Source organism: Ralstonia sp. A12, from assembly GCF_000801955.1.
Classification (GTDB): domain Bacteria; phylum Pseudomonadota; class Gammaproteobacteria; order Burkholderiales; family Burkholderiaceae; genus Ralstonia.
Genome location: NZ_JSZO01000038.1, coordinates 26338 through 52314 on the forward strand (window position 1 = coordinate 26338; position 25977 = coordinate 52314).

The window sequence follows — 25977 nt, forward strand, 5'->3', positions numbered from 1 at the left end:
GCATCTCGTTCTTCTCCCGGTCCACGCATCCGGCGCCTCTTTCGTGAGACGCGCTGACGGGTTTGCGCGACGGCTGCACCGATCAGCGGCCGCAAGCGCGTTCTTCATTGAAACCTCCACAGTGTGCATGCGAGCATCCGGCCCGACCTGATGGCGCCCAAGCGCTTGCGGCGCGCACGACTATCGTGCCCTCTCTTCGTCGCCAGGTCAGAAGGCAGGCGGACACATCGTCCCCTGCACATCACACAACGACAAAACGGGGGTCTCGTGAAAATCATGACGGGAAAAACGCTGGCCTTGACGCTGCTTGCAGCCGCGGCCTTGGCCGCGTGCGGAGGCGGCGATTCTCCAAGCAGCACAGCAAGCAACGGCGGCAGTAACGGCGGCAACGGGGGCAACATACCGGTGTCAGGCTGTGCGGAGACCGGCGTGGACGCCAAGTACGCCTGCCAGACCGGCAGCACCGAACCGCTGTACGCCTACCAATGGGCGCTCAAACAAGCCACCAGCTTCTTTGCGGCATTCGGCCTGGTCGCCAACGGCACGACCGACATCAACGTGGAAGATGCGCACACCGCCGGCATCAAGGGCCAGGGCGTGAACGTGCTGGTGCTCGACGACGGCGTCGACATCCACAACGAAGACCTGTCGGCCAACGTCAATGCGTCAATGACGCACAACTTTGATGATGGTTCGGCCGATCCGACACCGGCGGACATTCCCGCCAACATCAACGACGCGCACGGCACCAATGTGGCCGGCATCATCGCTGCGGCACAAAACGGCAAAGGCGTGATGGGGATTGCCCCGCGCGCCACCCTGGGCGGTGCGCGTTTCCTGGTGGCAAACCAAGATACCCCTGCGGCCTACGGTGGCGCAGATTGGTCCAAGAACGCGCACATCATCAACGCCTCGTATGGCGCAAACCCGCCCACCCCTATGGAATACGACACAGCTGCCTCCACGCAGGCTGCTGTACGCGCCTTCCCGAACCTGCGCAACGGGCTGGGACTGGTCATGCTCAAGGCGTCTGGCAACGAATACATCAACTTTATCGAGAACGGCGTGGTGGCCCGTACTTGCCCGATGATCGGCGGGCAATCCGGCCTGCTCAGTTGCGAGAACCCCGCCAACGATACGGAGGCACTGGAGCCCGGCGTCATCGTGGTGGGCGCAGCCAATTCACTGGGCGTCAAGTCGAGCTATTCGAACGCCGGCCCCGTCAACTGGATCACCGGCCTGGGCGGCGAAGCTGCCGATGGCGGCAAGTATGGTGAAGTCGGCAGCGGCCCAAAGATCTTCTCGACCGACCTGAGCGGCTGCGGCCGTGGCTACAGCCGAGCGAACCCGGAGGACACCTACGATTTCGCCATCGCCGGCACGGCCACCAACCTCAAAGACAACGCCAACTGTAACTACTCCAGCATGAACGGCACGTCGGCGGCCACGCCCACACTGTCGGGCGTGGTGGCACTGATGCTGGCGGCCAACCCCAACCTCACCTGGCGCGACGTGCGTGAAATCCTGCGCGCCACCGCCCGCAAGATCGACGTCGACTACGGCAGCCGCGACGGCCGCAACGCCAAGATCGACCTGACCAGCAACACGGCCACGGCCGACACCAGCACTACCCTGGTCGATGGGGCCACCACTGCGCGCCTGGATTACGGCTGGCAGACCAACGGTGCCGGCTACGCATACTCCACGTGGTACGGCTTCGGGCTGGTGGACGCATCCGCCGCCGTCAAGATGGCCAAGGCCACCACCACCTACAAGCCGGCCGCACTGTCGGTGCCGGACTTTGCCGCGGCCTTTGGCAACGTCAACCAGTTGAACTACGGTTCGGTACAGAAGCTCGGCCAGTTCAATGTGTCAGGCTCCGATAAGGTGGATGCCCTGCAATTGCGCGTCTCAGGCTCGGTCTGCATCGGCAGCGTCGGCTTCTTCGTGAAGTCGCCGTCGGGCACGGTGTCGGCGTTGTCCCTGCCATACAACGGCTACTACAACGACGGGGTCAAAAGCGTCAGCAACTACGGCTTGGGCAGCTACGCCTTCTATGGCGAAAACGCTACCGGCACCTGGGAGGTCTACGCAGTGAGCGCGGTGCCCACCAATGCATGCCCGACGTACCAGCCCCAAGGTGGCACGCATACCGTGACCCTGACGACGCCGCTTACCGTTCAGTACCGCGTCATCGCCGCCAAGTAAGCCCTCCGGAGATTCCTCAACATGACCATTTCATCGACTTTCAAGACTGTTGCGCTGGGGGTGCTCGTTTCGGTTGCCATCACGGGCCAAGCCGTGGCGGCTGACCTGTCGGTCGGCCAACGGCTGTCGACGCAGCAACTGTCGCAGTACGCCAGCGCACCGTCGGTCCAGATCGAAACGCAATCGTTCAAGGTGCTCGCCACCGGCACACGCACCAAGGCTGCCGGCGCGGCATCCAGTGCCGTGACGCAAGTTGCCAACGAACGCGGCGTGGTAGGTGAGAGCCGCAACGAGGTCGTCGTCTCGCAGATCTCGGTCGACAGCGTGCGGCAAACTGCGGCAAGCCTCTCAACCGCGCCCGTATCGGCGGAGTATTACGGCCACATGAACCTCAGCACGCTGCGCTTCGCATCGTTCCAAGAGGCCGTGAACGCGCGCACGCAGCTCAAAAAGGCGCTGCCGCAGGCGCGGGTCGACGTTCCTATCCAGTACGCCAGGCCCGTGGCCCGCTGAACCAGCCCTTGCTGGCCCGAACGCCCCGCCCTTGTGCGGGGCGTTTTACTGTGTGGGCGTATCATCCGGGCCTTTCCCCAGTCTGGACATCACCATGGACAAGGCCACCGGCAGCTTTGAAGCGCTGGCCGCCCGCGAAGGCGGCCTGCAGCACCGCCTCTCTTCCGCGCAACTCACCATGATCGCCATCGGCAGCGCGATCGGCACAGGTCTGTTCCTGGGCAGCGGTGCGGCCATCCAGTTGGCCGGCCCGGGTGTCATCGCCAGCTACGCCATCGGCGCAGCCATTGCGCTGCTGCTGATGGGCTGTCTGGCCGAGATGGTCGTCGCCCACCCCACCACCGGTTCGTTCGGCGCGTATGCCGAGCACTACGTCAGCCCACTCGCCGGCTTCCTGGTGCGCTATGCGTATTGGGCGGCAGTCGTCTTCGTGATCGGCGCGGAAGTGACGGCGGTGGCGGTGTACATGGCGTACTGGTTTCCGGGCGTGCCGGCGTGGGTGTGGATCGTCGGGTTCTCGGCGGTGCTGGTGTGGATCAACGCCAGCAGCGTCGACGTGTTTGGCGTGGCCGAATACTGGTGCTCGATGATCAAGGTGGTGGCCATCGTCGCGTTTCTGGCAGTGGCGAGCTACGCGATCCATCGCGCGCCCGATGGCGGGCCGATCGGCTTTCACAACTACGTGGACGCGGGCGGCTTTCTGCCACACGGCTGGTCGGGCGTCTGGTTTGGCGCGGTGGTCAGCATCTTCAGCTTCTTCGGCATCGAGCTGATTGCCGTGGCCGCCGGTGAGGCGCGCGAGCCCGAGGCCGCCGCCACCCGTGCGTTCCGCTCCACGCTGTTCCGGCTGGTGTTCTTCTACCTCTGCACGCTGGCGCTGATGCTGGCCGTGGTGCCCTGGCAGGAGGCTGGCACCGGCAAGAGCCCGTTCGTGCGGGTGATGGAAATTCTGGGCATTGCCGGTGGCGCGGGGGTGATGAACTTTGTGGTGCTCACGGCGGCGCTGTCGTCGATGAACGCGCAGCTGTATGTGTCCACGCGCATGCTGTTCAGCCTCGCGCGCGGCGGGCAAGCGCCGGGGGCGCTGGGTGTGGTGAGCCAACGCGGCGTACCCCTGCGCGCGCTGGCGGTGTCCAGTTCCGGTGCGGCGCTGGCGGCGGTGCTGAGCGTGGTGCTGCCCGGTCACTCGTTCCTGCTGATGATGTCGCTGGCGATGTTCGGTGCGCTGTTCACGTGGCTCGTCATCTTCGTCACGCACCTGCGCTTCCGGCGTGCGGCGGAACGCGAAGGGCGCGCCCTGCGTTTCCGCATGTGGGGCTTTCCGGTGCTGACCACCCTCGGCGCCATCGCCATGGCCGTCATCATCGTCAGCACGGCATGGATGGCGGATTTCCGGATGACGCTGGTGGTGGGTGTGCCGTTTCTGGTGGTGATGGCGGTGGTGTTTCGCTGGGTGCGCGGCCGGCAGTGAGCCGGACCGCAGCCCAGGTTCAAGCCTGCGCCAACGCCTGATCCAGATCTGCCAGCAGATCGTCGATATGCTCGATGCCGATCGACAGGCGGATGGTTTCCTGCCGCGCGCCGGCCTTGGCCAGCTCGGCCTCTGAGAGCTGGCGGTGCGTGGTCGACGCCGGATGCGTGGCGAGCGACTTCGCATCGCCAATATTCACCAGCCGCGTGAACAGTTGCAGCGCATCCTGAAAACGCGCACCCGCCGCAAACCCGCCCTTCACCCCAAACGTCAGCAGCCCCGGCGCCTTGCCGCCGAGGTATTTGCGCGCCAGCGCGTAGTCGGGGTGGTCATCCAGGCTGGCGTGGTTGACCCACTCCACCTTGACATGCCCCTGCAGATGGCGTGCGATGCGCGCGGCGTTCTGCGTGATACGGTCGATGCGCAGGCCCAGCGTCTCGATGCCCTGCAGGATCAGGAACGCGTTGAACGGTGACAGCGCCGCGCCGGTATTGCGTAGCGGCACCACGCGCGCCCGGCCGATGTAGGCCGCCTCGCCCAGCGCTTCCGTATAGACCACGCCGTGGTAGCTCACGTCCGGCTCGTTCAAGCGCTTGAAACGCGCCTTGTGCTTTGCCCAGGGGAATTTGCCTGAATCGACAATCGCGCCGCCCAGGCTGGTGCCGTGCCCGCCCAGGTACTTGGTCAGTGAATGCACGACGATGTCGGCGCCATGCTCGATTGGCCGTACCAGGTACGGCGTCGGCACCGTGTTGTCGACGATGAGCGGCACGCCATGCCGGTGTGCGATCTCCGCCAGCGCGGCAATGTCGGTGATGTTGCCCAGTGGGTTGCCCACCGTCTCGGCAAAGATGGCCTTGGTGCGATCGTCGATCAGCGCCTCGAACGAGGCCGGATCGCGCGGATCCGCAAAGCGCGTGGTGATGCCCGACAGCGGCAGCGTATGCGCGAAGAGGTTGTAGGTACCGCCGTACAGTGTGCTGGCCGAGACGATGTTGTCGCCCGCTTCGGCAATGGTCTGGATTGCGTACGTCACCGCCGCTTGCCCCGACGCCAACGCCAGCGCGCCGATGCCGCCCTCCAGCGCCGCGACGCGCTTCTCCAGCACATCGTTGGTCGGGTTCATGATGCGTGAGTAGATGTTGCCCTGGACTTTGAGGTCGAACAGGTCGGCGCCGTGCTGCGTGTCGTCAAAGGCAAAGGCAACGGTCTGGTAGATCGGCACGGCCACCGCCCGCGTAGTCGGGTCGGCGCTGTAGCCGCCGTGGACGGCCAGGGTGTCGAGTTTCCAGTTGGGCGTGGTGGGCTGCGTCATCGTGGCGTCTCCGGAGGGTTGATCCGGCGAGCATAGGGGCAGCGCTTCGGCATGCGAACGACTGTTTTTGTCTTTGGTTATTCGGGGCATCCACATTTCCGGTTGATGCCCCCGTCGCATGCTGCAATACAAGCGTCGAGCGGTCGGAAGTGCGACTGCGCGGCGGGATCGAGTGGGTCGTGGCAAGACGGGCGTTTGTCAGCCCATTTCCCCTTGCGGCGAGCGGGAGCGGCTGGCCGGTAAGCTGCCAACCGCTCGCCTGCCAGCCACGGGGCGCAACACAATGTGCTTGCTCCCGCGCGAAGCGGGAGCGCTGCCCTCAGCGCCGTCGACCACAATGTGCGAACGCCCCCGGTCGGCACATCTCTCCAGCGGCGAATACTTCGCCGTCACCCGCTATTGCTTTGGCGCGTCTTTCCCCATGGAGTCCTTGCCCATGGCGTCCTTACCCATGGAATCTTTCCCCATGGCGTCCTTGCTCATGGAATCTTTCCCCATGGCGTCCTTGCTCATGCCCCCCTTCTCATGCATTTTCTTGGCGTGGCTCTTGCTCATTTTGTCCTTCGCCATATCGTCCTTCCCCATCGTGTCTTTCGCCATGCTCCCGCCCTGCCCCATCGCATCCTTTCCCATCTCGTCTTTCTTCATGGTGTCTTGTGCCAGTGCATTGCCGGCCAGCAACATTCCTGCGGAAATCAGCAAAACTAGACGCTTCTTCATGGTGTTCTCCTTGGTCAGATAAGCAGGAAACCGGCGAACTTGCCGGTCAGGTACAGGTGGATGCTCAGGAACCGCCGAACCAGTTGTACCCCTGGTCCTCCCAGTAACCGCCCGGATACGTGTTGGTGACGAAGAGCGCGACGATGTGCTTCGGGTTCTTGTACCCGAGCTTGGTAGGCATGCGCAGCTTCATTGGAAAGCCGTACTTTGGCGGCAAGCGTTCGCCGTCATAGGTGAACGTCAGCAGCGTCTGCGGATGCAAGGCGGTAGGCATGTCGATGCTGGAGTAGTAGTCATCGGCACACCGGAAACCCACATACTTTGCAGACGTATCCGCCCCAATGCGCTGGAGGAAATCAGAGAAGCGCGTACCGCCCCACTTGCCGACGGCACTCCACCCTTCCACGCAGATATGGCGCGTGACCTGGGACGTCTGCGGCAATGCGTACAACGCGTCGAGCGTCCACGGCGCCTTGCGCGAGACCAGGCCGCCGACCTCGAGCTGAAAACCGTTAGCGTCCACCTCCGGCACTTCATCAAGACCATAGAAAGCATTGAACGGGAACGGTCGTGTCAGCTCGGACTCGGCATAGGTTGGCGCCAGCCGGCGCGGGTCGAACAACCAGCCCTGCACGCGGTCATTGAAGCGCGAAACCGCCATCAGGAAGGATTCCACTGAAGGCTCGTCGGTGATGCTGCATCCGGTCAGCAGCAGCAATCCGCCGAGCGTGATGGCTTGCTTACCGAACAGCCGGCGGGACGGCATGCTCAACTCGCGGGTGGCATCGCGCAGGATCAGCTTGCGATCTAACCGGACGATCTCTTTGGGCGTGCTCACGACACTTCCCCTTAATGCAGCCTAGCGGCCGCGCAGCATGATGATGAGTGTGCGTGGTACCAGTACCGTCATCACCACATGGACGACGATGAAGAGGGCGATCGCGCTCATGCCAATGAAATGCACCCATCGCGCTGCGTCATATCCCCCCATCAGCGTGCGAAGCAGCGGAAATTGCACCGACTTCCAGATGGCAAGGCCAGACAAGACCGTGATCACGATGACGGCGACCACCCCGAGATAGAGCAGCTTCTGCGCAGCGTTGTATTCGGCCAGGTTGGCGTGCGAAAGCCTGCCTCGCAGGGCAGCAACCACATCGTGCAGCGCGGAAGGAATGGAGACCGGTATGAAGCGCCTCCAGAACCGGCCGGTCACAACATTCAGTACCAGGTAAGCCAGACCGTTGGCCACCAGCAGCCACATGGCGGCAAAGTGCCATTGCAGCGCGCCGGCAAGCCAGCCGCCGAGCGTGATGTCGTTGGGAAAACGGAAGGCAAACAGCGGTGAAGAATTGTAGATACGCCAGCCGCTGAGCATCATGATGATGACGGCGATCGCATTGAGCCAATGCGTGATGCGCAGCCAAGCTGGCTGAAGCGTGGTGGACGGGCCCGTGCGAGGCGTTGGCCTGATCGCTGCTGATTGCTGTGCAGTCTTCACGCTCCCCTCCGAAGTGGGTTGGTCAGCGGCCGCCGCCGCTTACACCACGTTCGTCGTTCCTCGCGACGCAAACTGACACCGCACCATCGAATTTTTTTTCGAACTCGGATCGTTGTGTCGCCCGTATGCCGCATACGACACACCGTCATTCTGAGAAAGGCGGGTCGACGTGGTGCAACCGTTCCAGCGCAGAAATTTTGGCGGTATGTGCCTTGACGATAGAACCAATCAACTAGAAGGCAAGGAACGGGTTACGTCGCGGTTGCAACGCTCCGGCGACGCCTCGTCTCGTGCCGTGGCAGGGAAGGCGGGCCGGCCAGTTTGCAGCCCATTGTCGCGAGGCGCGTGTAGCGCAATGCGCCTATCGATGCCGGCGCCACACTGGAGCGCAGCCCGACGAAGGGTCGCTACCCGCGCACGCTCTCAACCAGCCTGCGCAACCCCGGATCCCGGATATCCAGCACGGCAAACACGCCCAACTTCTGCAGAGCTGGCACGGCCTCCAGAAGCAACAGCTCTGCCTCGACGCGCTTGGTGGTGTCGATCTCGGGATCAAGCCACGCCTGCGCGTTGGCCAGGAAAGCGGCCACCGTGCCTTTGCGGATCGTCAGTCCGTCAAAGTCGGCGTAGCTGGCGGTGTCGGGCAAAACATCTTCGGGTCGCATGGTGTGCTCCTGGGGTGATTGACCACGCCACTGTAGAGCCAATACATTGGCCTTGCTAAGCCATATATGCCATTCAATACGCTTTTCAGGCCATGCCAACCAAACCCTTGCTTCCCTTGTCGCGCGTGCAATCGACCGAAGGCCGGTGGCTCCATGCAGTCGACCAGACCAGCCCTGCAGCGCGCGCGACGGCGCCACACAGCCATGCGCGCGGGCAACTTTTCGGGACGGATGCGGGTGTGCTTACCGTGCAAACGGGAACGGGCCGTTGCGTGGTGCCTGCCGGGCAGGCGGTGTGGATTCCGCCTGGCGTGGAACATGGCGCCGAAACCCATGGACCATTTGTGGGGTGGGCCGTCTATCTCGCGCCCGATGTGTGTGAGGGCTTACCGGAGGCGCCCTGCACGCTCTCTATGCCGGCGCTGCTGCGCGCGGCAATTTCGCGGGCGGCAACGTGGGCAGACGACGCACTCGACGCCGCTCAGCAGCGCATCGCCGTGGTGATTGCCGACGAAATCCGCGCGCTCGTGCCGGTGCCAACCGCCCTGCCGATGCCAACCGACGCGCGCCTGCGCAAAATCGCCGACGCGCTCATCGCAGACCCATCCGACACCCGGCGCCTGCAGGACTGGGCTGACTGGGCTGCTGTTGCCCCGCGCACGCTTACCCGGAGGTTCGCCAGCGAAACCGGCTACGCATTCGAAACCTGGCGCCACCGGCTGCGCATGATGTGTGCATTGGAGCGACTGGCAGCCGGTGCACCGGTCACAACGATTGCGCTTGACCTGGGCTACGACAACGTCAGCGCGTTCATTGCCCGGTTTCGCGCGACCTTCGGCATCACGCCGGGGCGGTATGCCGCCGGTGGATGCATCGGGCTCACGCTTACTTCTTCACCATCGGACAAGCCGATTCCGCCAGCGTGTTGAACGCCTGCTCACCCGGAATCGTCTGCGCGAGCTTGTAGTAGTCCCACGGGCGAGTCGATTCCGCCGGCTTCTTGACCTCGAACAGATAGATGTCGTGGATCATCATGCCGTCGGCGCGCACGTAGCCGCCCTGGGTGTACATGTCGTCGATCTTCATCGACTTGAGCTTGGCCATCACGCGGTCGGAATCATCCGTGCCGGCGGCCTGCACGGCCTTCAGATAGGTGAGCGTGGCGGAGTAGTCCGCCGCCTGCAGCGCGCTCGGCATCTTCTTGAACTTGGCATAGAAACGCTCACCGAACTTGCGTGCAGCGTCGCTGGAATTCCAGTACCACGGGTCGATCAACTGCATGCCCTGCGCGGTCTGCAGGCCGAGTGCGTGGATCTCGTCGATGGTCATGACCAGGCCGACTACGCGCATCTTCTTGTCCAGGCCAAAGTCCTTGGCGGCCTTGATGGCGTTGATGGTGTCGCCGCCCGCGTTGGCCAGCGCCACGGCCTGCGCGCCCGAGCTTTGCGCCTGCAGCAGGTACGACGAGAAATCCGGTGCGCCCAGCGGGTGCTTCGTGCCGCCCACCACCTTGCCGCCGCCTGCGGCAATCACGCGGCGCGATTCGGCATCCATGTCCTTGCCGAAGGCGTAGTCAACCGACAGCAGGTACCACGCGTTCACGCCCTGCTTGCGCAACGCGCCGATGGTGCCGCGCACGTGGGCATTGGTGTCGTACGCATAGTGCACGGTGTAGGGCGTGCATTCCTCGTTGGTCAGGCGCGGAGTTCCGCCACCGAGGTTGATGTACACACGCTTCTTCTCTGCCGCGATGCGGTTCATCGCCAGACCCGCCGCTGAGTTCGGGCCGGCGAAGAGCACGTCCACGCCATCCCGGTCGATCCACTCACGTGCCTTGGAAGCGGCCACGTCGGCCTTGTTCTGGTGGTCGGCAGAGACGATCTCGATGGGCTTGCCGAGCACCTTGCCGCCAAAGTCGGCCACCGCCATGCGGATGGCTTCCAACCCGCCAGGGCCGTCCAGGTCGGCATAGACGCCGGACATGTCGGTGATGAACCCGATCTTGACCTTGTCGTCGGAAACCTGTGCGTGGGCGAAGGATGAAGCGATGGCAAAAGCCACCGCAGCCGTGGCGCGGCGTGCGTGCATGTGTGTCTCCTGGTGCGTTCTTCTTGTGTGTGCGTGCCGGTGGCCGCACCTCTTTGGAGCACATGGTAACGATGTCATCCGCCGCGAACAGCCCTGGCGGGCGAAACACACTGTCAAGTGAGAGTCGACAGTGGAGAGCCAGTCGCGCGTATGGTGAGCGAGCAGTTCGGAACCCGGTATTGCCGAGTTCCGAACCCGCAGCTTCCTAGCACATGAAGTCGACTTAGGCCGGCTCTGGCTCCGACTCCGCATCCTTTGTGAAGGGGCTCATGACTTGCTCCTCGCCCTCCTCATCAACGGCATCAAACTGACGGCCAGGAAGAATCAAGTTGAGCAGCACGGCCACAATGGCGCCCACCGTGATGCCTGACCCAAAGACCTCTTTCACGAAGGCGGGCAGCTTGTCCAGCAGCTCCGGGCGCATCGTGACCGCAAGCCCGCATCCGATCGAGACCGCGATGATCAGCGTGTTGCGCTTGGTGTGTTCGACCTTGCTGAGCATCTGGATGCCGGCGGACACGATCATCGCGAACATCATCAGCCCCGCACCGCCCAGCACAGGCTGCGGAATCGTCACCACCAACGCCCCCAGCACCGGGAACAGCCCTGCCAGGAGCAGCATGACACCGGTGAGCGTCACCACATGGCGGCTCGCCACGCCCGTCAGAGAAACCACGCCAACATTCTGCGCAAAGGTGGAGACCGGCGGGCTCGACATCAACGCGGCAAAGGCGGAACCAATACCGTCACACAGCACACCGCGCGCGAGCCTGGAGCCTGGCATGCGTGTTTGCGTGGCCGCGCCGAGCGCCATGAAGGTGCCGGTGGTCTCAACGATGGTGACCAGGAACGCCAACGACATGGCGACCATGCCCGACACCGGAAAGCTCAACCCGAAGTGCATGGGCTGCGGAAGCGCAAAGATCGGGGCACTACGCACCTGCGTAAAGTCGATCAGCCCCAGCATCAGGCAAAGCACGTAGCCGACGAGAATGCCGATGACCACGGCGGCGGCCGAGATGATGCCCTTGCCCCATTGCACCAGTGCGATAACCAGCAGCAAGACAAAGCCCGCGATCGCCAGATTGGCGGGTGCGCCGTAGTTGCTGCTGCCGAAACCACCGGCCGCCCAGTCAACGGCCACGGGCGTCAGCGACAAGCCGATCATCGCCACGACCACGCTGGTCACCGCATGCGGAAACAGCTTGCGAATGACCGGCATGAAGTAGCTGCCAACGATCATCACCAGCGACCCCACCAGCGATGACCCCAGGATGCCCGGCACACCGTGCTCCAGCCCCACACTGATGCCGGCGCCCACAAACGCGAAGCTCGTCCCCATCACGCAGGGCAACCGGATACCCACCGCACCAACGCCCCGGCACTGGATGATGGTGACCACCCCCGACCCCAGCAGCGCGGCATTGACCAGCGCAACAACCTGATCCGCCGGCAGCTTCAACGCACCACCGAACACCAACGGCACCGCGATGATGCCGCCCAACGCTGCCAGCAAGTGCTGCAACGCGAGCAGCACGGTTGTCATGAGAGGCGGACGATCTTCCACCGTGTAAAGCAGATGCTGCATGTTCTGTCTCCTCCTGCCACCCTCACCGCGCCTTGTTTTTTGCAGGCGTTTTACCGGTTTCAAGGGGGTGTATTGGGGCGCTGCCCGAGGCGTGCCCCGTTTCAATGGGTGCCCTCTGCACTGCTCGGGGCGTTATCGAATCACGCTCAACTTCCCACCACATCAAGTCATCTGTGATCTGTGGACGGTCACCTCCGTTGGTTGCTGGGCAGAATGGTTCTTAGAACCTGTTCACGATCCGTAGCGAGCGGCCCGAGGTTGGCGCGAGAAGCGCAGCCGTACATGGGTACGGCGAGCATCGCAGGGTCAAGATCGGGCCGCGCAGTAGGATCGTGAGCAGGTTCTACTGACCGCTGGCGCGCAGGACGAGTTGCTTGGCAAGGCTGCGGTGGTCAGACAGCACGCGTGGCAGGTCAGCAGTCTGCAGTTGGCCGTCACGCACAACCACGCGCCCGTTGATGACGCTCGTAGCCACGTTGCCTGGCGTGCAGAACACCAGCGATGCCACCGGGTCATGCCCACCGCCTGCATAGCCGACCGCCGACATATCGAATGCGACAAAATCTGCGGACATGCCCGGCGACAGCGCGCCAATGTCATCCCGATTGAGCACGCGCGCGCCGCCCAGGGTGGCAATCTCCAGCGCCTCGCGCGCGCTCAGGGCCGCCGGCCCGTAGCCGACGCGCTGCAGGAGCATCGCCTGGCGCGCTTCGCCCAGCATGTGAGCACCATCGTTGGAGGCGCTTCCGTCCACGCCCAGGCCAACGTTCACACCGGCATCGCGCATGGTGCGCACCGGTGCAATGCCAGACGCCAGACGCATGTTCGAACAAGGGCAATGGGCCACGCCGGTGCCGGTGCGCGCGAACAGCGCGATACCCTCGTCATCGAGCTTCACGCAGTGGGCATGCCACACGTCGTGGCCGACCCAGCCGAGGTCTTCTGCGTACTGTGCGGGGGTCAGGCCGAACTTCTCGCGGGAGTACGCAATATCGTTGTCGTTCTCTGCCAGGTGGGTGTGCAGAGAGACACCGTAGTGCCGCGCCATCTGCGCGGACTCGCGCATCAGATCGCGCGATACCGAGAACGGCGAACACGGCGCCAGCACGACGCGCAGCATCGCGTGGCGTCCACTGTCGTGATAGGTCTCGACGAGCCGCTGGCTGTCACGCAGGATCGACGCTTCCTCTTCCACCACCACATCGGGCGGCAGCCCGCCCTTGCTGCGGCCGACGCTCATGGAGCCGCGCGCAGCATGAAAGCGCATGCCCATCTCTTGCGCCGCCGCAATGGAATCGTCCAGCCGCGAGCCATTCGGATACAGGTAGAGGTGATCGCTGGTCGTCGTGCAGCCCGACAGCATCAGCTCCGCCATGGCGGTCTTGGTGGACACGCTGATCATCTCCGGCGTCAGATGCGACCAGAGCATGTAGAGGTTGGTGAGCCAGGAGAACAGCTCGGCGTCTTGCGCTGCCGGAACGGCCCGGGTCAGGCTCTGGTACATGTGGTGGTGCGTGTTGACCAGCCCCGGAATGACCACGTGGCCACGCATGTCGAGCACCTGCGCACTGCCGTCGTCCATCGCGCGGCGGTATTGCAGGGGGAGTTCCGAGGTCGGGCCGACCCATTGCACAGCAGGCCCGTCAGCCACCAGTGCACCGTCGGGAATTTCACGGCGCTGCGCATCCATGGTGACCAGGACGTCAGCGTTCAGGGCGATGAGGGTCATATCGGCAATCGTTGGTGTTGGATTGCCGGCAGTCTATGGAAATGCGTTGTGCAGGGGTAAGAGCAGAATTTTGCTCAAGCTGAACACAAAAAGTGGACACCCTAAGCGGACACCTCAGGCGGCTGCGGATGAAGCGCCGCCAGCGCCACACCAATGTTGCGCGCCATCAGGTCTGCTGCCGCGTTCTGCTGCTCCGTGTTGCGGGCCACCAGGGTGAGTGTCTGCGCCTGCAGGTTCCGGTCACGCAGCGGGATAAACACGAGCGCCTGGCGCGCCCGCTCTTCCATCACATCCAGCGGGTTGAGCAAGGCAATGCCACTGCCGAGCATGACCAGCCGTTGAATCAGTGACATGGACGTGGATTCCGCCGCCGGCGCCACTTCAATGGCGTTGCGCACGAAGGCGTCTTCCAGCATGGCGCGAATGGAAAGCGGAGCCGCCGGCAGGATCAGCGGATACCCCACACACTCACTCAGCAGCACCGAAGGCTGCGCCGCCAGAGGATGCCCCGGTGGCACCACCGCGCCGATCTGCCAGTCGCCAGTGGTCAGCACACGCAAGGACGGCGCGTCCGGCAGGTCATAGCCCAGCCCCAGGTCAACATCGCCCTGTTCAACGGCCGCGACGATGTCTGCGATTGGCATGTCCTTCACGCACACCGCGATACCGGGAAACTGCTGCCGGAAGTCGTGCACCAGAGACGGCATCAGCGAGCCCGCCAGGCCCGCCGTCACGGCAATCGACACTTGCCCGCGCCGGGCCCCCTTGAACTCTTCGATGCGCTCGCGCAAAGCCTCATGCTCGCGCAGGGTCTGGCGCACATGTGCCAGCACCATCTCGCCCAGCGGGGTCAGCCGCAAACGCTTGTTGATGCGTTCGAACAGCGGCGCGCCAAGATCGTCCTCCAGATCCAGGATCTGCCGATTGATCGCAGTCGGGGCCACATGCAGATGTTCGGCCGCCTTTCGGATCGATCCGCGGCGGACCACTTCGTCAAGGTAGCGCAGGATTCTGGCGTGCATAGGTGATGGAGGATCGGCGTTGCTCGGGGGCCCTGAACCGCATGGCGTCGGTGCGTCGCATTGTAGCGGCGAGGTTGCGGTGGAATGGATGGGGTGTCATCTGACACTGCAACCGGGCGATGTCGGCATTTCCGGCAATGGCTGCAGGATTTCACGCGATTGATCCCGGCCGTGGTTGGGTGGACGGATGGCTACACATTGCTAGAAACTGTGCCAACCCCATACCGCCTACACACACAATGCTGACGAATCGCGGGTGTTGGCAACGTGAACACAATGAGGAACGAGATGACTTTCCCGCTGCGTATGCAGGTCGTTCTGGCCGTGTTGATTGGACTCTCGCAGAGCGCCTACGCTGACGCCCTGCCTGCATCGACAATGGTCAAAGGAGACCCTGTCGTCGACGTCCGGGGTCAGGACTCCATCGTCGAAAGCATCGACATGTCTCCGCAGGCTACGGCCTTCTGGCGAAGTATCCGCAAGGTCATCAACACCATTGATTTGAATGACTACGAGAAAGTTGCATCTGAGCTCTCGCTGGAAAGCACCTATCGCCGACCCTTGCAGCACCCGATGCAATTTTCCTACCCGAGCTTGTTGCAACTGCGCGAAGCAGTACTCGTGACCACTTATCGTGTGAGGCCGACGGGGTCCGCAACGCGGTGGACGTTCTCGCCCGACCCAAGATTTCTCTGCCTGTCACGCAGAGAGGTCGAACAAAGCTTTGGCCCTGGCGAGAATGATTCTCGCGTTCCCCCGCAGGTCGTCGATGCTGGGTACGGTGGGGCGTTCGAAACGGCAACCAGTCGCTTGGGCTATTTTCACGCGATGCGTTATCAGGTCGGTGGTCTGAAACGGTACGTTGAAGTGTTGTTCTCCCCAGGCGGGTGCGCCGACGCCATTGGCCTGATGCAGATCAACACCGACGAATTCGGGTTACCTGAGCCATCGAACGTGGTGCCGATAGAGTAGTCCGCCCAGAAACGGAAACCTCACAACACCGCCGAGCGCGATTGCGGAACGAAAGAGTGAACGCCCATGAGTACTCACCGCTTCGCAGCCCGGTTCGGAATCGCATCGTTGGTCTTTTTCAGCATCCTGCTTGGCATCGTCGTCAGCAGAATGCTCCCAGGGCTTCATATCAAGCGGTAACCGAAACCAGAAAAATCATGCGGTCCGAATCCAGCAAAGACCAATCCGGCGACGACCCGGTAACACGCGCAGACAAGCGATTGGTGTCCGCCATCAGTTGCTGCCTTGCGACGGTCCTCCTGCTTTGGGGCGCTGAACGCCTGCTCTACGAGATGGTCCGCGACAACCAACTTGCACAGGCCGAGCAGACATGGCCCACCGTAGATGCCACCATCATCCAATCTCGCGTTGTGTGGTCGGAGGGTGACCCTGTGAACTGGTCGCCGGTGTGGCAGTACGACTACACGGTCAACAACGCCCGCTATATCGTGCAAAGTACGGACCTGGCTGGTGGCTTCTCCCAAGCGGTGTTTCTCACTCGGGAGCGGGCCGAGGATGCTGCAAATGACAGACCGATTGGTGAGCACGTTATGGCTTACTACGATCCCAGCGACCCCAGCCAGTCCGTACTGGATCGGCGAGATCCCGCGTGGAACTGGGGGGAGTTTGCCGCAGCTGTTCTTTGCCTGGTGTTGGCTGTGCCGATGGGCTTGGCGGGACTGCGTGAGTTCAAGCAGTATCAACGTCTGGCTGAATAGGCCTGCCACTGCGACAGGCCGCTGCTTGGCAACGTGCCCGCCATCAACAGGACCGAAGTTACGCAATCAACCAGCCATGCGCACACTCCTTTTTCTTGCCGGCTACCTCGTGGCGTCTCCATCAATTGCCTACGTCGGCTATACGTGCACCTATAACGGCGAAGCCTACCTCGTCAGTATGACCTGCGAAGAGGCAATCAAGCGCGGCATCATCCCGCCGCCCAAGGAACCACGCCCTGACGCACCGGAATGCGCAGCTCTCAAGCAACAGAGAGCCGACACACTGGCACAACTGAACACCGCAATCTCTCTACATGGCAACGCCCCGGACGACGAGATAGCAGGTTTGGCGAAAACGTTTGAAGCGCTCGGACTCAAACAGAGCCAGTTTGGCTGCAAGGATGCACCTGCCGTGCCGTAGAGGCATCCGCTCTGAACTCCTCCTTTCCCAGGGTGGGTCCAAGGGAGCGTCCGCCGTATTCGGCAGCGCCTAGTCGTCGTGGCTCTTCAAGACACGAGTTGCCCCAGAGAACAAGCTGCGGTTGATACCGATGCGACCGAAGCAACACCCTCGCCCCAGCGCATGCGGTTCTTGTGTGTAATGGTCGTTTCGCCCCGCCACATAGGTCTCGCATGAAAACCTCCCGCCTCGCCCTTGCGGCATTGCTGCTGTGCGCCGCACCACTGTCCCACGCCGCTGATGCCAATCCCAAGGTGTTATCCGCTGCCGAAGGCTACCGTGGCGACGCACTGCATCTGCTTGAACGCCTCGTCAATATCGACTCCGGCACCGGCAATGAAGCGGGGCTCAGCCAGGTCGGCACCATCGTGGCCGACGAGCTGCGCAAGACGGGCGCGCAGGTGCAAACGGTGTCTGCCGCGCCGGCCGTGGGCAACAACATTCTCGCCACGTGGAAGGGCACGGGCAAGACGCGCATCCTCTTGATGGCGCACATGGATACGGTGTTCAAGGACGGCACCGCCCGTGCCAAGCCTTTCTATATCAAGGACAAGCGCGCGTATGGCCCCGGCGTGATGGACGACAAGGGCGGCGTGGTGGCAGGCCTGTATGCGATGAAGATCCTGCAGCAGTTGGATTTCAAGCGCTACGGCCAGGTCACGCTGCTGCTCAACACGAATGAAGAGACGGGCTCCAAGGGCACGCGCGCATTGATCGAGCGCGAAGCCAAACAGCATGACGTCACGCTCAACCTGGAGCCGGGTCGCCCTGCCGACGGGCTGGTCGTGTGGCGCAAGGGCAGCGGCACCGCCGAGGTGGACGTGAAAGGCAAGGCCGCGCACGCAGGCGTGGCACCGGAGTCAGGTCGCAACGCCGCCACCGAGCTGTCGCACCAGGTGCTTCAGCTCGGCAAGCTGGGCGACAGCGCCAAGCAGACCACCGTCAACTTCACGGTGATGAAGGCAGGCGATGCCACCAACGTCATCCCCGCCCAGGCGACTGCTTACGCCGACGTGCGCGTCGCGGTGCCGGAGGAATTCGACCGCGTTGAACGCGACTTGGCACGTGTGTCGGCCGACAAGCTGATCCCGGATACGGAAGTCAAAACCAGCCTGGTGCGTGGCTTCCCGCCGATGCCGCGCAACGCCGCATCGGATCAACTCGCAGCACAGGCGCAGGCCATCTACGGTGAAATCGGGCGCAAGCTCACGCTGGAAGGCAGCGGCGGCGCGGCGGATTCCAGCCTGTCTGCCGGCGTCGGCACGCCTACGCTTGACGGCTTCGGCATTGTTGGTGGCGGCATCCATACGCCGGAGGAATACGCAGAAGTGGAAAGCGTGGTGCCCCGGCTCTATCTGCTGTCGCGCATGATCATGGAACTCTCGGCGGCCAAGTAAGCCCCGGCTCACCGAAGCGAACCATCAACAAAAAGCCCGCCCAGGCATGACGCCGGGGCGGGCTTTTCTTTGAGTCGTGCGTGAAGCGCTTACTTGCGCAAACCCCTCACACGATCGGCCGTCACATCTGCCGGTTGCCCGCCAAAGCTGGTGCGCAGGTAGTTGGCCAGCGCGGCCAGTTCTGTGTCGTCCATCTGCGCGAAGCCCGGCATCTCCTGCATGGCTTCCGTGCCCGGGAAGCGCTGCTCTTCAATGCCGTCGAGCATGGCGACGAGCAGGTTTTGCACGTCGGCATTGCGCACGGTGGAGTTGCCCAGCATCGGCACCGCAACGTGCGGCTTGCCTTCGCCATCGCGGCCATGACAGCCGGCGCAAACGGCCAGGTAGCTGGCGCGGCCGGCCTTGAGCTGGTCTGCGTTGTCGGCTGTGGCGGCCACCGGCTTGAGCGGTTGCGGCGCGGGCGGCTTGTCGCCGAGCAGGTAGGTCGACACTGCACCGATGTCCGCCTGGCTCAGGTACTGCGAGCTCAGGTGCACCACCGGGTACATCTCACCAAATGCCGAACCTTGCTGCGCAATGCCGGTGCTGAAGAACGCTTGCAGATCGGCCGGCGTCCAGCCGCGCGCGGCCAGGCCTGCGGGCGAGATATCCGGTGCGACCACGCGCCCGAGGTCCGCGCCGCCCAGCGGCTTGCTGGCACTCAACTGGCCTGCAAAACTGCGTGAGGTATGGCATTCCGCACAGTGGCCGAGCGCGTTGGACAGATAGCGCCCGCGCTGCCATGCCGCCGAGTTGCCGGTCGAGGCATCGGGCAGCGTGTCCTTCAGGAAGAACAGGTTCCAGCCCGCCATGGCCAGGCGGATGTTGTACGGGAAGCGCAGTTCGTGCTCGCGGTTGGCAACCGCCACGGGCTTGAGCTGCATCAGGTACGCGTACATCGCATCGGTATCGCCGCGCGACAGGCCGCGATACGACGTGTACGGCATCGCCGGATACAGATGCTTGTCAGGCGATACGCCATCATGGAGCGCCTTATAGAACTCGTCCGCGCTCCACTTGCCGATGCCGTGTTCCTTGTCGGGCGTGATGTTCGTGCCGTAGAACGTGCCGAACGGCGAGGCCAGCGGCACACCGCCCGCGAACGGTGCGCCGTCCTTGGCGGTGTGGCAGGCTGCGCAGTCCGCCGCGCGCACAAGGTAGCGGCCGCGTGAGATCAGATCTGCGCCCGTCAGCTTGGCGGGCGGCGGCTGATCGGCAGCGGCCGGAATGTCGGTGGAGCGGTCGCCGCAGGCTGCCAGCGTGGCAGCAGCCAGCAGCGGCAACACCGCCAGACGCGCCAGTCGAAGCAGGTTGCGATGGTTGGGTTGAGCCATGGTCATCACTTGCCGTCCTTGATGAGTCCGGGTGTGCTGAGCACGACGTCCTTCACGGCCTCGAAGTAGCGTACGTAACCGGTGCAGCGGCAGATGTGGTCGTTCAGCGCTTCAGTGATGGTCTCGTCCAGCTGCTCACGTGCGACCGGCTCGCGCTTGAGGCGCTCCACCAGCACCGTGGCGCCGTTGACGAAGCCCGGCGTGCAGTAGCCGCACTGGAAGCTGAAGTGCTCCAGAAACTTCTGCTGCACGAGCGAGAGCGAGACCACCTCGCCCTTCTCATTGCGCGTGGCGTGGCCTTCCACAGTGCGCACCTTCTTGCCCTGGAAGAAATGCGCGCCCGTGATGCAGGTGCGGACTTCTTCGCTGGTGCCGTCCGGCTTGTCGAGGATGACCGTGCACGCACGGCACACGCCCTGCCCGCAGCCCAGGCGCGAGCCCGTCAGGCCCGCGTATTCATGCAGGAAGTCGATCATCATCAGGCCCTCGGGCACTTGCACGGGGCCCAAGTCCTTGCCATTGAGGTGCAAGGTGATCGGTTGGGTGGTGATGCTCATGCCAGTACCTCCTGAATCTTTTCCGCGGTCACTGGCAGGCTGGTGAAGCGGTGTCCGATGGCATGCGCGATGCCGTTCACGATGGCGCCCACCACCGGAATCATCACCACCTCGGCGATGCCCTTGGGCGGATCCGTTTCCGACAAGGGCGGCAGCACCGTCCCGGTCTGCGTCCACACGGCCACGTCCTTGGCGCGCGGCAGGTGGTAGCGGTTGAAGTTCCAGGTGCCGTTGCCGGGGCCGTCTTCATACAGCGGCAGGGATTCATGCAGCGCGTGGCCGATACCCATCGCCAGGCCGCCCTGCAACTGCCCCGACACGAGCTGCGGCGAGAGTTGCGAGCCGCATTCCATGATCGAGTGGTGCGACAGCAAGTCCACCTTGCCGCTGGCCTCATGCACCGACAACTCGACCAGCGTGCCGACCGCGCTGTAGTACGTGACCGAAGCGTTGTTACGCTGCGTGGGCGCGATGTAGACCTTCTTGCGATCGAGCACGTGGTAGCCACCGGCCGTCGTCATCTTGGCCTTGCGCGCGGCGTCGGCGCCTTCGCCGTAGCGCACGGACAGGCCATCGATGGGCACACGCGTGGCCGTGCCATTGACGTCGAAATCCGCCTCGGTCCACTGCCAGCGGTTAAACACGTGCACCACGGCACCCGTCACCAGGCCCAGCTCGTGCGCTCGCTTGACGATCTGCTCGTAGGGCAGCGCCTCCAGGCCGCCGGCCGTGAGCTTGCCGTCCACCCAGCGCGCGTCTTCCACGCGCACAACCAGAGATGCTGCCTGGCCACCGCCAATGCCCTGGCTCCAGATCGCCATGGCTGCCGGCCACAGGCCGTGCATGAAGACGATGCGCGCCGCCTCACGCGTGCTGTGCGTGAAGTAGTACGCCGAGTTGGTCGCGCTGGCCGGCGATGCATACGCCGGAGACCAACGCGGGTTGGCCGCCGCCTTGTCCTGGTCAGCCTGGCTCATGATGTACGGGTCGCCGCTGGTGGTGACGGGCAGGTCTGCCCAGTCCGTCACCGCCACACGCACTTCCGATGCCGGACGGCCCAGCCAGCGCGCCACGGCAATCGCCTGCGACGTCGACATGCCGGTGCCGATTTCCGCCGCCACGTGGTGCAGCGCAATCTGCCCATCGGGGCGGATCTCCACCTTGGCGAACGATGCCTCAGCGCCCGTGCCGAAATCCTTCTGCACACACGCAAAGCCCACGCCGTAGCGCTTGCCCGGGTGGGCGGCTTCAAACTCGGCTTTCTTCTTCGCGCGGTTCACCCACAGCGGGTGCACCTTGGCAGCCTGCAGCACTTCATCCACGCGGATGGCGCCGGCAGGAATCGCGCCCTGCGTGTTCTTCATGCCGGAGCGCAGCGCGTTCTTCAGGCGGAACTCGATCGGGTCGAGCTTCAGTTGCTCGGCAAACTCGTCGACCATCACTTCGGTGGCGGCCATGCTCTGCAGCGTGCCGTAACCACGCGCGGAGCCTGCGTCAATGGCGCGCGAGGCGATTGCCACAGCGGTCAGGTCGTTCTTCGGGAAGTAGTAGATCGACTGCGCGGCCGTTGCCCCCACCATCGCCACCGAAGGCGAGAAGTTGGCACGCCCACCGCCGTTGGCTTCGAAGTGGCCCTGGAACGATTGGAACAGCCCCGTCTTCTTGTCCACGGCGATGCGGTAGCGCATCTTGAACGCGTGGCGCTTGATGGAGGTCTGGAACTGCTCGTAGCGGTCGTTGGCCAGCCGCACCGGCTTGCCGTCGGCATACAGCGCCGTCACCAGGCCGTAGAACGGGAAGTTGTAGTGGTCTTTCGAACCGTAGCCGACCGTGTAGCACGGGTGCACGATCACCTGCTTCACAGGGAAGGCACCGCGGGCCTTGGCCAGCATCTCGGCCGTGCTCTGGCCCACTTCCACCGGGCTTTGCGTTGGCACGACCATGTGCAGCGTCTGCGTGCTGCTGTCGTACCAGCAGTTGGCGTTGTCGTTTTCCATCGCCGCAGTGTCGATGGATTGCGTGTTGTACTCGCGGTCGAGCACCAGCCAGTCCTCGGGCGGCTTATCCAGCTCCGCGGCGATCTGGTTGGCGTAGAAGATGCCCTGCTCGCCCAGCTTGCCGTGGTCCACACCGTCGGGCCACACGGGCTCGTGCTTGCGCATCATGCTCGGGAAGATCGGCGCGTTCTTCAGGCTGGAGAACACGTCGTCGTCAAACGGCCCCGCGCCGCCCACACGGACGAAGCGGAAGGTGCCCCACGGGTCGCGCTCCAGCGGGCCGGTCACGGCGCCGTAGCGGATGATCTTGTCCTGGAACTTGAGCTTGTCCTTCGCAAAGCGGAAGCGCGCGAAGTCGTGATAGATCAGGATGGCGACAGCGTGGCCGTGATACGCGGGCGTCTTGCCCGTCGGCAGCAGCATGTCGTCGCCATAGAAAGCGGGGAACGCCACGCCGTCGCGCACCAGGTCTTCCGCAGTGACGACGCGATCGGGCTTGAGCTCATCGCCCAACAGGCTCAGGTCAAAGCCTTCGTACGTGCGGTCGGCCAGCGTGGTGCGCAGGATGAACGCGTGCGATTGCTGCTGCGGCCAGTGCGGCATGTCGCGCGAGCGGATGTCGCGTGCGAACACCTTGTCGCCCGTGACCTTGGCAATGCCATCGATGCGGAATTTGGGGGTACCGGTCTTTGGGTCCCACTGGACCGGGGTGAGGATCTTTTCTTCAAACAGGGCCGCAAATGCGCGGCCGCCCAGCGGTGCGATATACACCGAGACGCCGGCCACGACAGTCGCTTTCAGGAAAGCGCGGCGCGACGGATGGGTAAGCGGCATGAACTTCTTCCTCGAAGGAATGCAACGGCGCACCCGAGTTCAGCGGGTGGCGTGGGGAGGGATGGGGAGTCTGGGTGCAGGTGACTGCAAAGCGGCTCCGCCTCTTTCGATTTTGGTATCCGCCTTGATCCAAGACAAGGCGCGATGCCGAATATCGTCTATTCGGCGGACGTTATCTGCCTTGGCACCGTTTTGTGCATGTGCAGCACCAGTGGGCTGCCATGCCGGCTGCGTTTAGCGCCAGTCCGTGGCCTGCAGGCTCACGCGCGAGCGCACAAAATCGATCAGCGCGCGCATGGCGGGCGACGCATAGCGATTGGGCAACGTGAGGATGAACAGGTGTGCCCCAAGCCCGCCCACCTCGTAGTCGGGCAGTACACGCTCGAAGGGCGTAGCTGCCGATGCAGCAACGGCATGCGTCACGTAGTTGGGCAGCAAACCGATGGCCATGCCGCGCGCCACCGCATCGGCCAGGAACGGAAAGTCCTCTGACTGCATGCGCGGCTCCACCGTCACGCTGTGCTGCGTGGTCTTGCCGCGCGCGGTGCGCGAAAGCGCCAGCGTCAAGCGCCGGCCCGGCATGGGCGGGCAGACGATGGCTTGCGCGGCCAACGCCTCGGGCGTTGCCACCGGCCCGTGCGCCTTCAGATAGGCCTTGGTGGCGAAGAGGCTCCAGCCGATCGGGCATACCTCGCGCGCAATGGTGTCCTGCGGCGGCGCCGAGGTGATCTTGAATGCCACGTCAATCTCCGAGGCAATCAGGTCATTGACGCGGTTGTTGAACGTCACGCGCAGCGTCACGTTCGGGTGCTCGCGCGCAAATTCGAGCAGCATGTCGCCCAGGAAGAAGCGGCCCAGGCCCGTCGGCACGCTCACCCGCACGTGGCCGCGCACGGTCTGGCCCAGGCCGTCGATGGAGGCGCGCGCGGTCTCCACCTCCTGCAGCATGCGGCGGCCGTGCTCGAAGAGGGTCTCCCCGGCCTGCGTCAACTCCAGGCTGCGTGTGGAGCGGCGCAGCAGTTGCGCGCCGGTTTCTCGCTCCAGCACCTTCAGGCGGTTGCTGAGGTTGGAGCGCGTCATGCCCAGCTTCTGCGCGGCGGCGGTAAAGCTGCGCGCTTCCACAATCTCGACAAACAGGTGGATGAGGTTGAGGTCCATGGGTGAGCGAACGAGCAGGCAGACGAGCTTTGTTGTTCAATGGCATTCACCAGTGTGCGCAATCCTAAGCGGATTGTTCAGTGCAGTTCAATCCGGCATGCTCCGTAGATCAAACAGCAGTCCAATAGAGACCTCGCCCGCAGGAGACACGCATGACCGCCAACCTCATCTTTGAAGACCGCCCCGTCGATGCCGACACCCTGCTCGCGCGCGGCGCGGCACTTGCCGGCGGCCTGCGCCGCATGGGCGTGCAGGAAGGCGATGTGATCGGTGTGCTGATGCGCAATGCGCCGGCCTACATTGACGTGATGCACGCGTGCCGCATTGCCGGCTGCCATTTCTGCCCGATCAACTGGCACTTCACGCCGGCAGAGGTGGAATTCCTGATGCGCGACTCGGGCGCCAAGGTGCTGATCGGCCATCGGGATCTGGTGGATGCGGTGGAGCCGCTGCTGCCCCACGTGCAACTGCTGCGCGTGGATGCCGAAGGCACCGACCGCGCCGACGGCTATGCCAACTGGCTCGCGCTGCAGACACCGTACGATGGACCGCTGGTCTCACCGCGCGGGCACATGGCCTACACGTCGGGCACCACGGGCCGGCCCAAGGGCGTAGTGCGCCAAGCCGTGCCGCTAGACCAGCTCGACACCCACCTGCAGCAAGCGCGTGCCGTGGTGGCGGCCACCTTCGGCATCGTGCCGGGCTGCCGCGCGCTGCTACCGGCACCGCTGTATCACAGCGCCCCCAGCCTCTTCGCCCAGCAGGCCGCACAAATGGCCGAAGTGCTCGTCCTGCACCCGCGCTTTGATCCGCTGCGCGTGCTGGAGCAGATCGAGCGCTACCGCATCGACACCGTCTACCTCGTGCCGATCATGTATGTGCGCCTGCTCAAACTGACGGAGGAAGAACGCAACCGCTACGACCTCTCTTCACTGCGCTTCGTGGCTTCCACCGGCGCCCCGTGCGCGCCCGAGATCAAGCGCCGCATGATCGACTGGCTCGGCCCCGTCATCTATGAGACGTATGCCTCCAGCGAGACCGGCATGATCACCGTGATGGACCCGCACGACGCGGCCGCGCGCCCCGGCAGCGCCGGCCGCCCGGTGTGCGATGCCGAAGTGCGCATCCTGCATGAAGACGGCACGCCCTGCGCCACCGGCGAGATCGGCCTGATCTACAGCCGCCAGCCCGCTTACCCCGACTTCACCTACCGCGGCAACAACGAGGCCCGCGCCAAGATTGAGCGCGATGGCCTAGTCACGCTCGGCGACATGGGCTACCTGGATGCAGACGGCTACCTCTACGTGTGCGATCGCGCATCGGACATGGTCATCTCGGGCGGCGTGAACATCTACCCGGCCGAGATCGAGCACGCGCTGCTGCGCCACCCTGATGTGGTGGACTGCGCCGTCTTTGGCGTGCCGTGCGATGAATACGGCGAGCGCCTCGTCGCTGTCGTCCAAACCGACCGCGAAGGGCTGCAGGCCGAGCCCGTGATCGACTGGCTGCGCGGCCAGATTGCGGGCTTCAAGATCCCGCGCCAGATTGAATTCACGACAGCGCTGCCGCGCGACGATAACGGCAAGATCGCCAAGCGCCGCCTGCGCGATGCATGGTGGGGCGACCGGCAGCGACGTGTATAACGTCGCCGCCG

The 25977-nt window shown here is 63.9% G+C and carries 22 protein-coding genes; 9 read left to right on the top strand and 13 right to left on the bottom strand.

The genetic code is table 11. The features are described 5' to 3' along the window. Positions 1-429 precede the first annotated feature (429 nt). The 3 genes from PI87_RS26570 (at position 430) to PI87_RS26580 (ending at position 4192) form a co-directional block, all read left to right on the top strand. Complete coding sequence (locus PI87_RS26570) at positions 430-2208, top strand: S8 family serine peptidase (protein WP_232314098.1); 1779 nt, start codon at positions 430-432, stop codon at positions 2206-2208. Positions 2209-2229: 21 nt separating this feature from the next. Then, positions 2230-2721: a hypothetical protein gene (locus PI87_RS26575; protein WP_039600749.1), complete on the top strand. Its 492-nt coding sequence runs from the start codon at positions 2230-2232 to the stop codon at positions 2719-2721. A 94-nt stretch (positions 2722-2815) separates the two neighbouring features. After that, positions 2816-4192 carry an amino acid permease gene (locus PI87_RS26580; protein WP_039600750.1) on the top strand — a complete coding sequence of 459 codons (1377 nt, stop codon included), beginning with the start codon at positions 2816-2818 and terminating at the stop codon, positions 4190-4192. 19 nt (positions 4193-4211) lie between these two features. Here the strand turns inward: PI87_RS26580 and PI87_RS26585 are convergent, their stop codons facing one another. The 5 genes from PI87_RS26585 to PI87_RS26605 all read right to left on the bottom strand — a co-directional run bounded on the left by PI87_RS26585 (position 4212) and on the right by PI87_RS26605 (position 8390). Next, on the bottom strand, positions 4212-5507 hold the full coding sequence (locus PI87_RS26585; RefSeq protein ID WP_039600751.1) for an O-acetylhomoserine aminocarboxypropyltransferase/cysteine synthase family protein: 1296 nt from the start codon (positions 5505-5507) through the stop codon (positions 4212-4214). A 396-nt stretch (positions 5508-5903) separates the two neighbouring features. After that, positions 5904-6227 carry a pentapeptide MXKDX repeat protein gene (locus PI87_RS26590; RefSeq protein ID WP_039600752.1) on the bottom strand — a complete coding sequence of 108 codons (324 nt, stop codon included), beginning with the start codon at positions 6225-6227 and terminating at the stop codon, positions 5904-5906. 64 nt (positions 6228-6291) lie between these two features. After that, on the bottom strand, positions 6292-7065 hold the full coding sequence (locus PI87_RS26595; protein ID WP_039600753.1) for a molybdopterin-dependent oxidoreductase: 774 nt from the start codon (positions 7063-7065) through the stop codon (positions 6292-6294). Positions 7066-7086: 21 nt separating this feature from the next. Then, on the bottom strand, positions 7087-7725 hold the full coding sequence (locus PI87_RS26600; RefSeq protein WP_039600754.1) for a cytochrome b/b6 domain-containing protein: 639 nt from the start codon (positions 7723-7725) through the stop codon (positions 7087-7089). A gap of 407 nt (positions 7726-8132) precedes the next feature. After that, entirely contained in the window at positions 8133-8390 is a 258-nt protein-coding gene (locus PI87_RS26605; RefSeq protein ID WP_039600755.1) for a hypothetical protein, read from the bottom strand. A gap of 92 nt (positions 8391-8482) precedes the next feature. Here PI87_RS26605 and PI87_RS28860 point away from each other — a divergent pair, with 92 nt between their 5' ends. Continuing rightward, a complete protein-coding gene (locus PI87_RS28860) occupies positions 8483-9319 on the top strand; it encodes an AraC family transcriptional regulator (protein ID WP_084210112.1) in 837 nt (278 codons plus the stop codon). On the opposite strand, the gene PI87_RS26615 is transcribed toward PI87_RS28860, so the two are convergent. From PI87_RS26615 to PI87_RS26630, 4 genes are all read right to left on the bottom strand, one after another. Continuing rightward, positions 9276-10478, bottom strand: a complete 1203-nt coding sequence (locus PI87_RS26615) for an ABC transporter substrate-binding protein (protein ID WP_039600756.1) — start codon at positions 10476-10478, stop codon at positions 9276-9278. The genes PI87_RS28860 and PI87_RS26615 overlap by 44 nt on opposite strands. Positions 10479-10701: 223 nt before the next feature. Beyond that, on the bottom strand, positions 10702-12066 hold the full coding sequence (locus PI87_RS26620) for a nucleobase:cation symporter-2 family protein (RefSeq protein ID WP_052321782.1): 1365 nt from the start codon (positions 12064-12066) through the stop codon (positions 10702-10704). Between the two features lie 343 nt (positions 12067-12409). Continuing rightward, complete coding sequence (locus PI87_RS26625) at positions 12410-13795, bottom strand: 8-oxoguanine deaminase (RefSeq protein WP_039600757.1); 1386 nt, start codon at positions 13793-13795, stop codon at positions 12410-12412. A 101-nt stretch (positions 13796-13896) separates the two neighbouring features. Further along, positions 13897-14817: a LysR family transcriptional regulator gene (locus PI87_RS26630; RefSeq protein ID WP_039600758.1), complete on the bottom strand. Its 921-nt coding sequence runs from the start codon at positions 14815-14817 to the stop codon at positions 13897-13899. 288 nt (positions 14818-15105) lie between these two features. Between PI87_RS26630 and PI87_RS26635 the strand changes: the two genes are divergently transcribed. The 4 genes from PI87_RS26635 to PI87_RS26650 all read left to right on the top strand — a co-directional run bounded on the left by PI87_RS26635 (position 15106) and on the right by PI87_RS26650 (position 18404). Continuing rightward, positions 15106-15789, top strand: a complete 684-nt coding sequence (locus PI87_RS26635; RefSeq protein ID WP_084210114.1) for a hypothetical protein — start codon at positions 15106-15108, stop codon at positions 15787-15789. A gap of 197 nt (positions 15790-15986) precedes the next feature. Continuing rightward, the gene (locus PI87_RS26640; RefSeq protein ID WP_039600760.1) at positions 15987-16547 is read left to right on the top strand and encodes a DUF3592 domain-containing protein; all 561 of its coding nucleotides are present in this window, start codon (positions 15987-15989) and stop codon (positions 16545-16547) included. A gap of 76 nt (positions 16548-16623) precedes the next feature. Beyond that, positions 16624-16968 (top strand): hypothetical protein, encoded by a 345-nt coding sequence (locus PI87_RS26645; RefSeq protein ID WP_039600761.1) that lies wholly within the window; start codon positions 16624-16626, stop codon positions 16966-16968. A gap of 212 nt (positions 16969-17180) precedes the next feature. Then, the gene (locus PI87_RS26650) at positions 17181-18404 is read left to right on the top strand and encodes a M20/M25/M40 family metallo-hydrolase (RefSeq protein ID WP_039600762.1); all 1224 of its coding nucleotides are present in this window, start codon (positions 17181-17183) and stop codon (positions 18402-18404) included. Between the two features lie 89 nt (positions 18405-18493). On the opposite strand, the gene PI87_RS26655 is transcribed toward PI87_RS26650, so the two are convergent. From PI87_RS26655 to PI87_RS26670, 4 genes are all read right to left on the bottom strand, one after another. Then, complete coding sequence (locus PI87_RS26655; protein ID WP_232314099.1) at positions 18494-19783, bottom strand: cytochrome c; 1290 nt, start codon at positions 19781-19783, stop codon at positions 18494-18496. Next, positions 19783-20334 (bottom strand): (2Fe-2S)-binding protein, encoded by a 552-nt coding sequence (locus PI87_RS26660; protein WP_039600763.1) that lies wholly within the window; start codon positions 20332-20334, stop codon positions 19783-19785. The genes PI87_RS26655 and PI87_RS26660 overlap by 1 nt, the downstream gene beginning before the upstream one ends. Next, a complete protein-coding gene (locus tag PI87_RS26665) occupies positions 20331-23165 on the bottom strand; it encodes a xanthine dehydrogenase family protein molybdopterin-binding subunit (RefSeq protein WP_039600764.1) in 2835 nt (944 codons plus the stop codon). Before PI87_RS26665 ends, PI87_RS26660 begins: the two co-directional genes overlap by 4 nt. A gap of 234 nt (positions 23166-23399) precedes the next feature. After that, complete coding sequence (locus PI87_RS26670; protein WP_039600765.1) at positions 23400-24323, bottom strand: LysR family transcriptional regulator; 924 nt, start codon at positions 24321-24323, stop codon at positions 23400-23402. Positions 24324-24475: 152 nt separating this feature from the next. On the opposite strand from PI87_RS26670, the gene PI87_RS26675 reads away from it, so the two are divergent. Then, the gene (locus tag PI87_RS26675) at positions 24476-25966 is read left to right on the top strand and encodes an acyl-CoA synthetase (RefSeq protein WP_039600766.1); all 1491 of its coding nucleotides are present in this window, start codon (positions 24476-24478) and stop codon (positions 25964-25966) included. Positions 25967-25977: the final 11 nt, after the last annotated feature.

What these genes read in the sequence shown, in the direction of transcription:
- PI87_RS26575 (WP_039600749.1), top strand. Translation starts at nt 2,230, where the DNA reads ATGACCATTTCATCGACTTTCAAGACTGTTGCGCTGGGGGTGCTCGTT.
- PI87_RS26580 (WP_039600750.1), top strand. Translation starts at nt 2,816, where the DNA reads ATGGACAAGGCCACCGGCAGCTTTGAAGCGCTGGCCGCCCGCGAAGGC.
- PI87_RS26585 (WP_039600751.1), bottom strand. Translation starts at nt 5,507, where the DNA reads ATGACGCAGCCCACCACGCCCAACTGGAAACTCGACACCCTGGCCGTC.
- PI87_RS26590 (WP_039600752.1), bottom strand. Translation starts at nt 6,227, where the DNA reads ATGAAGAAGCGTCTAGTTTTGCTGATTTCCGCAGGAATGTTGCTGGCC.
- PI87_RS26605 (WP_039600755.1), bottom strand. Translation starts at nt 8,390, where the DNA reads ATGCGACCCGAAGATGTTTTGCCCGACACCGCCAGCTACGCCGACTTT.
- PI87_RS28860 (WP_084210112.1), top strand. Translation starts at nt 8,483, where the DNA reads ATGCCAACCAAACCCTTGCTTCCCTTGTCGCGCGTGCAATCGACCGAA.
- PI87_RS26615 (WP_039600756.1), bottom strand. Translation starts at nt 10,478, where the DNA reads ATGCACGCACGCCGCGCCACGGCTGCGGTGGCTTTTGCCATCGCTTCA.
- PI87_RS26620 (WP_052321782.1), bottom strand. Translation starts at nt 12,066, where the DNA reads ATGCAGCATCTGCTTTACACGGTGGAAGATCGTCCGCCTCTCATGACA.
- PI87_RS26625 (WP_039600757.1), bottom strand. Translation starts at nt 13,795, where the DNA reads ATGACCCTCATCGCCCTGAACGCTGACGTCCTGGTCACCATGGATGCG.
- PI87_RS26630 (WP_039600758.1), bottom strand. Translation starts at nt 14,817, where the DNA reads ATGCACGCCAGAATCCTGCGCTACCTTGACGAAGTGGTCCGCCGCGGA.
- PI87_RS26635 (WP_084210114.1), top strand. Translation starts at nt 15,106, where the DNA reads ATGACTTTCCCGCTGCGTATGCAGGTCGTTCTGGCCGTGTTGATTGGA.
- PI87_RS26640 (WP_039600760.1), top strand. Translation starts at nt 15,987, where the DNA reads ATGCGGTCCGAATCCAGCAAAGACCAATCCGGCGACGACCCGGTAACA.
- PI87_RS26645 (WP_039600761.1), top strand. Translation starts at nt 16,624, where the DNA reads ATGCGCACACTCCTTTTTCTTGCCGGCTACCTCGTGGCGTCTCCATCA.
- PI87_RS26650 (WP_039600762.1), top strand. Translation starts at nt 17,181, where the DNA reads ATGAAAACCTCCCGCCTCGCCCTTGCGGCATTGCTGCTGTGCGCCGCA.
- PI87_RS26655 (WP_232314099.1), bottom strand. Translation starts at nt 19,783, where the DNA reads ATGACCATGGCTCAACCCAACCATCGCAACCTGCTTCGACTGGCGCGT.
- PI87_RS26660 (WP_039600763.1), bottom strand. Translation starts at nt 20,334, where the DNA reads ATGAGCATCACCACCCAACCGATCACCTTGCACCTCAATGGCAAGGAC.
- PI87_RS26665 (WP_039600764.1), bottom strand. Translation starts at nt 23,165, where the DNA reads ATGCCGCTTACCCATCCGTCGCGCCGCGCTTTCCTGAAAGCGACTGTC.
- PI87_RS26670 (WP_039600765.1), bottom strand. Translation starts at nt 24,323, where the DNA reads ATGGACCTCAACCTCATCCACCTGTTTGTCGAGATTGTGGAAGCGCGC.
- PI87_RS26675 (WP_039600766.1), top strand. Translation starts at nt 24,476, where the DNA reads ATGACCGCCAACCTCATCTTTGAAGACCGCCCCGTCGATGCCGACACC.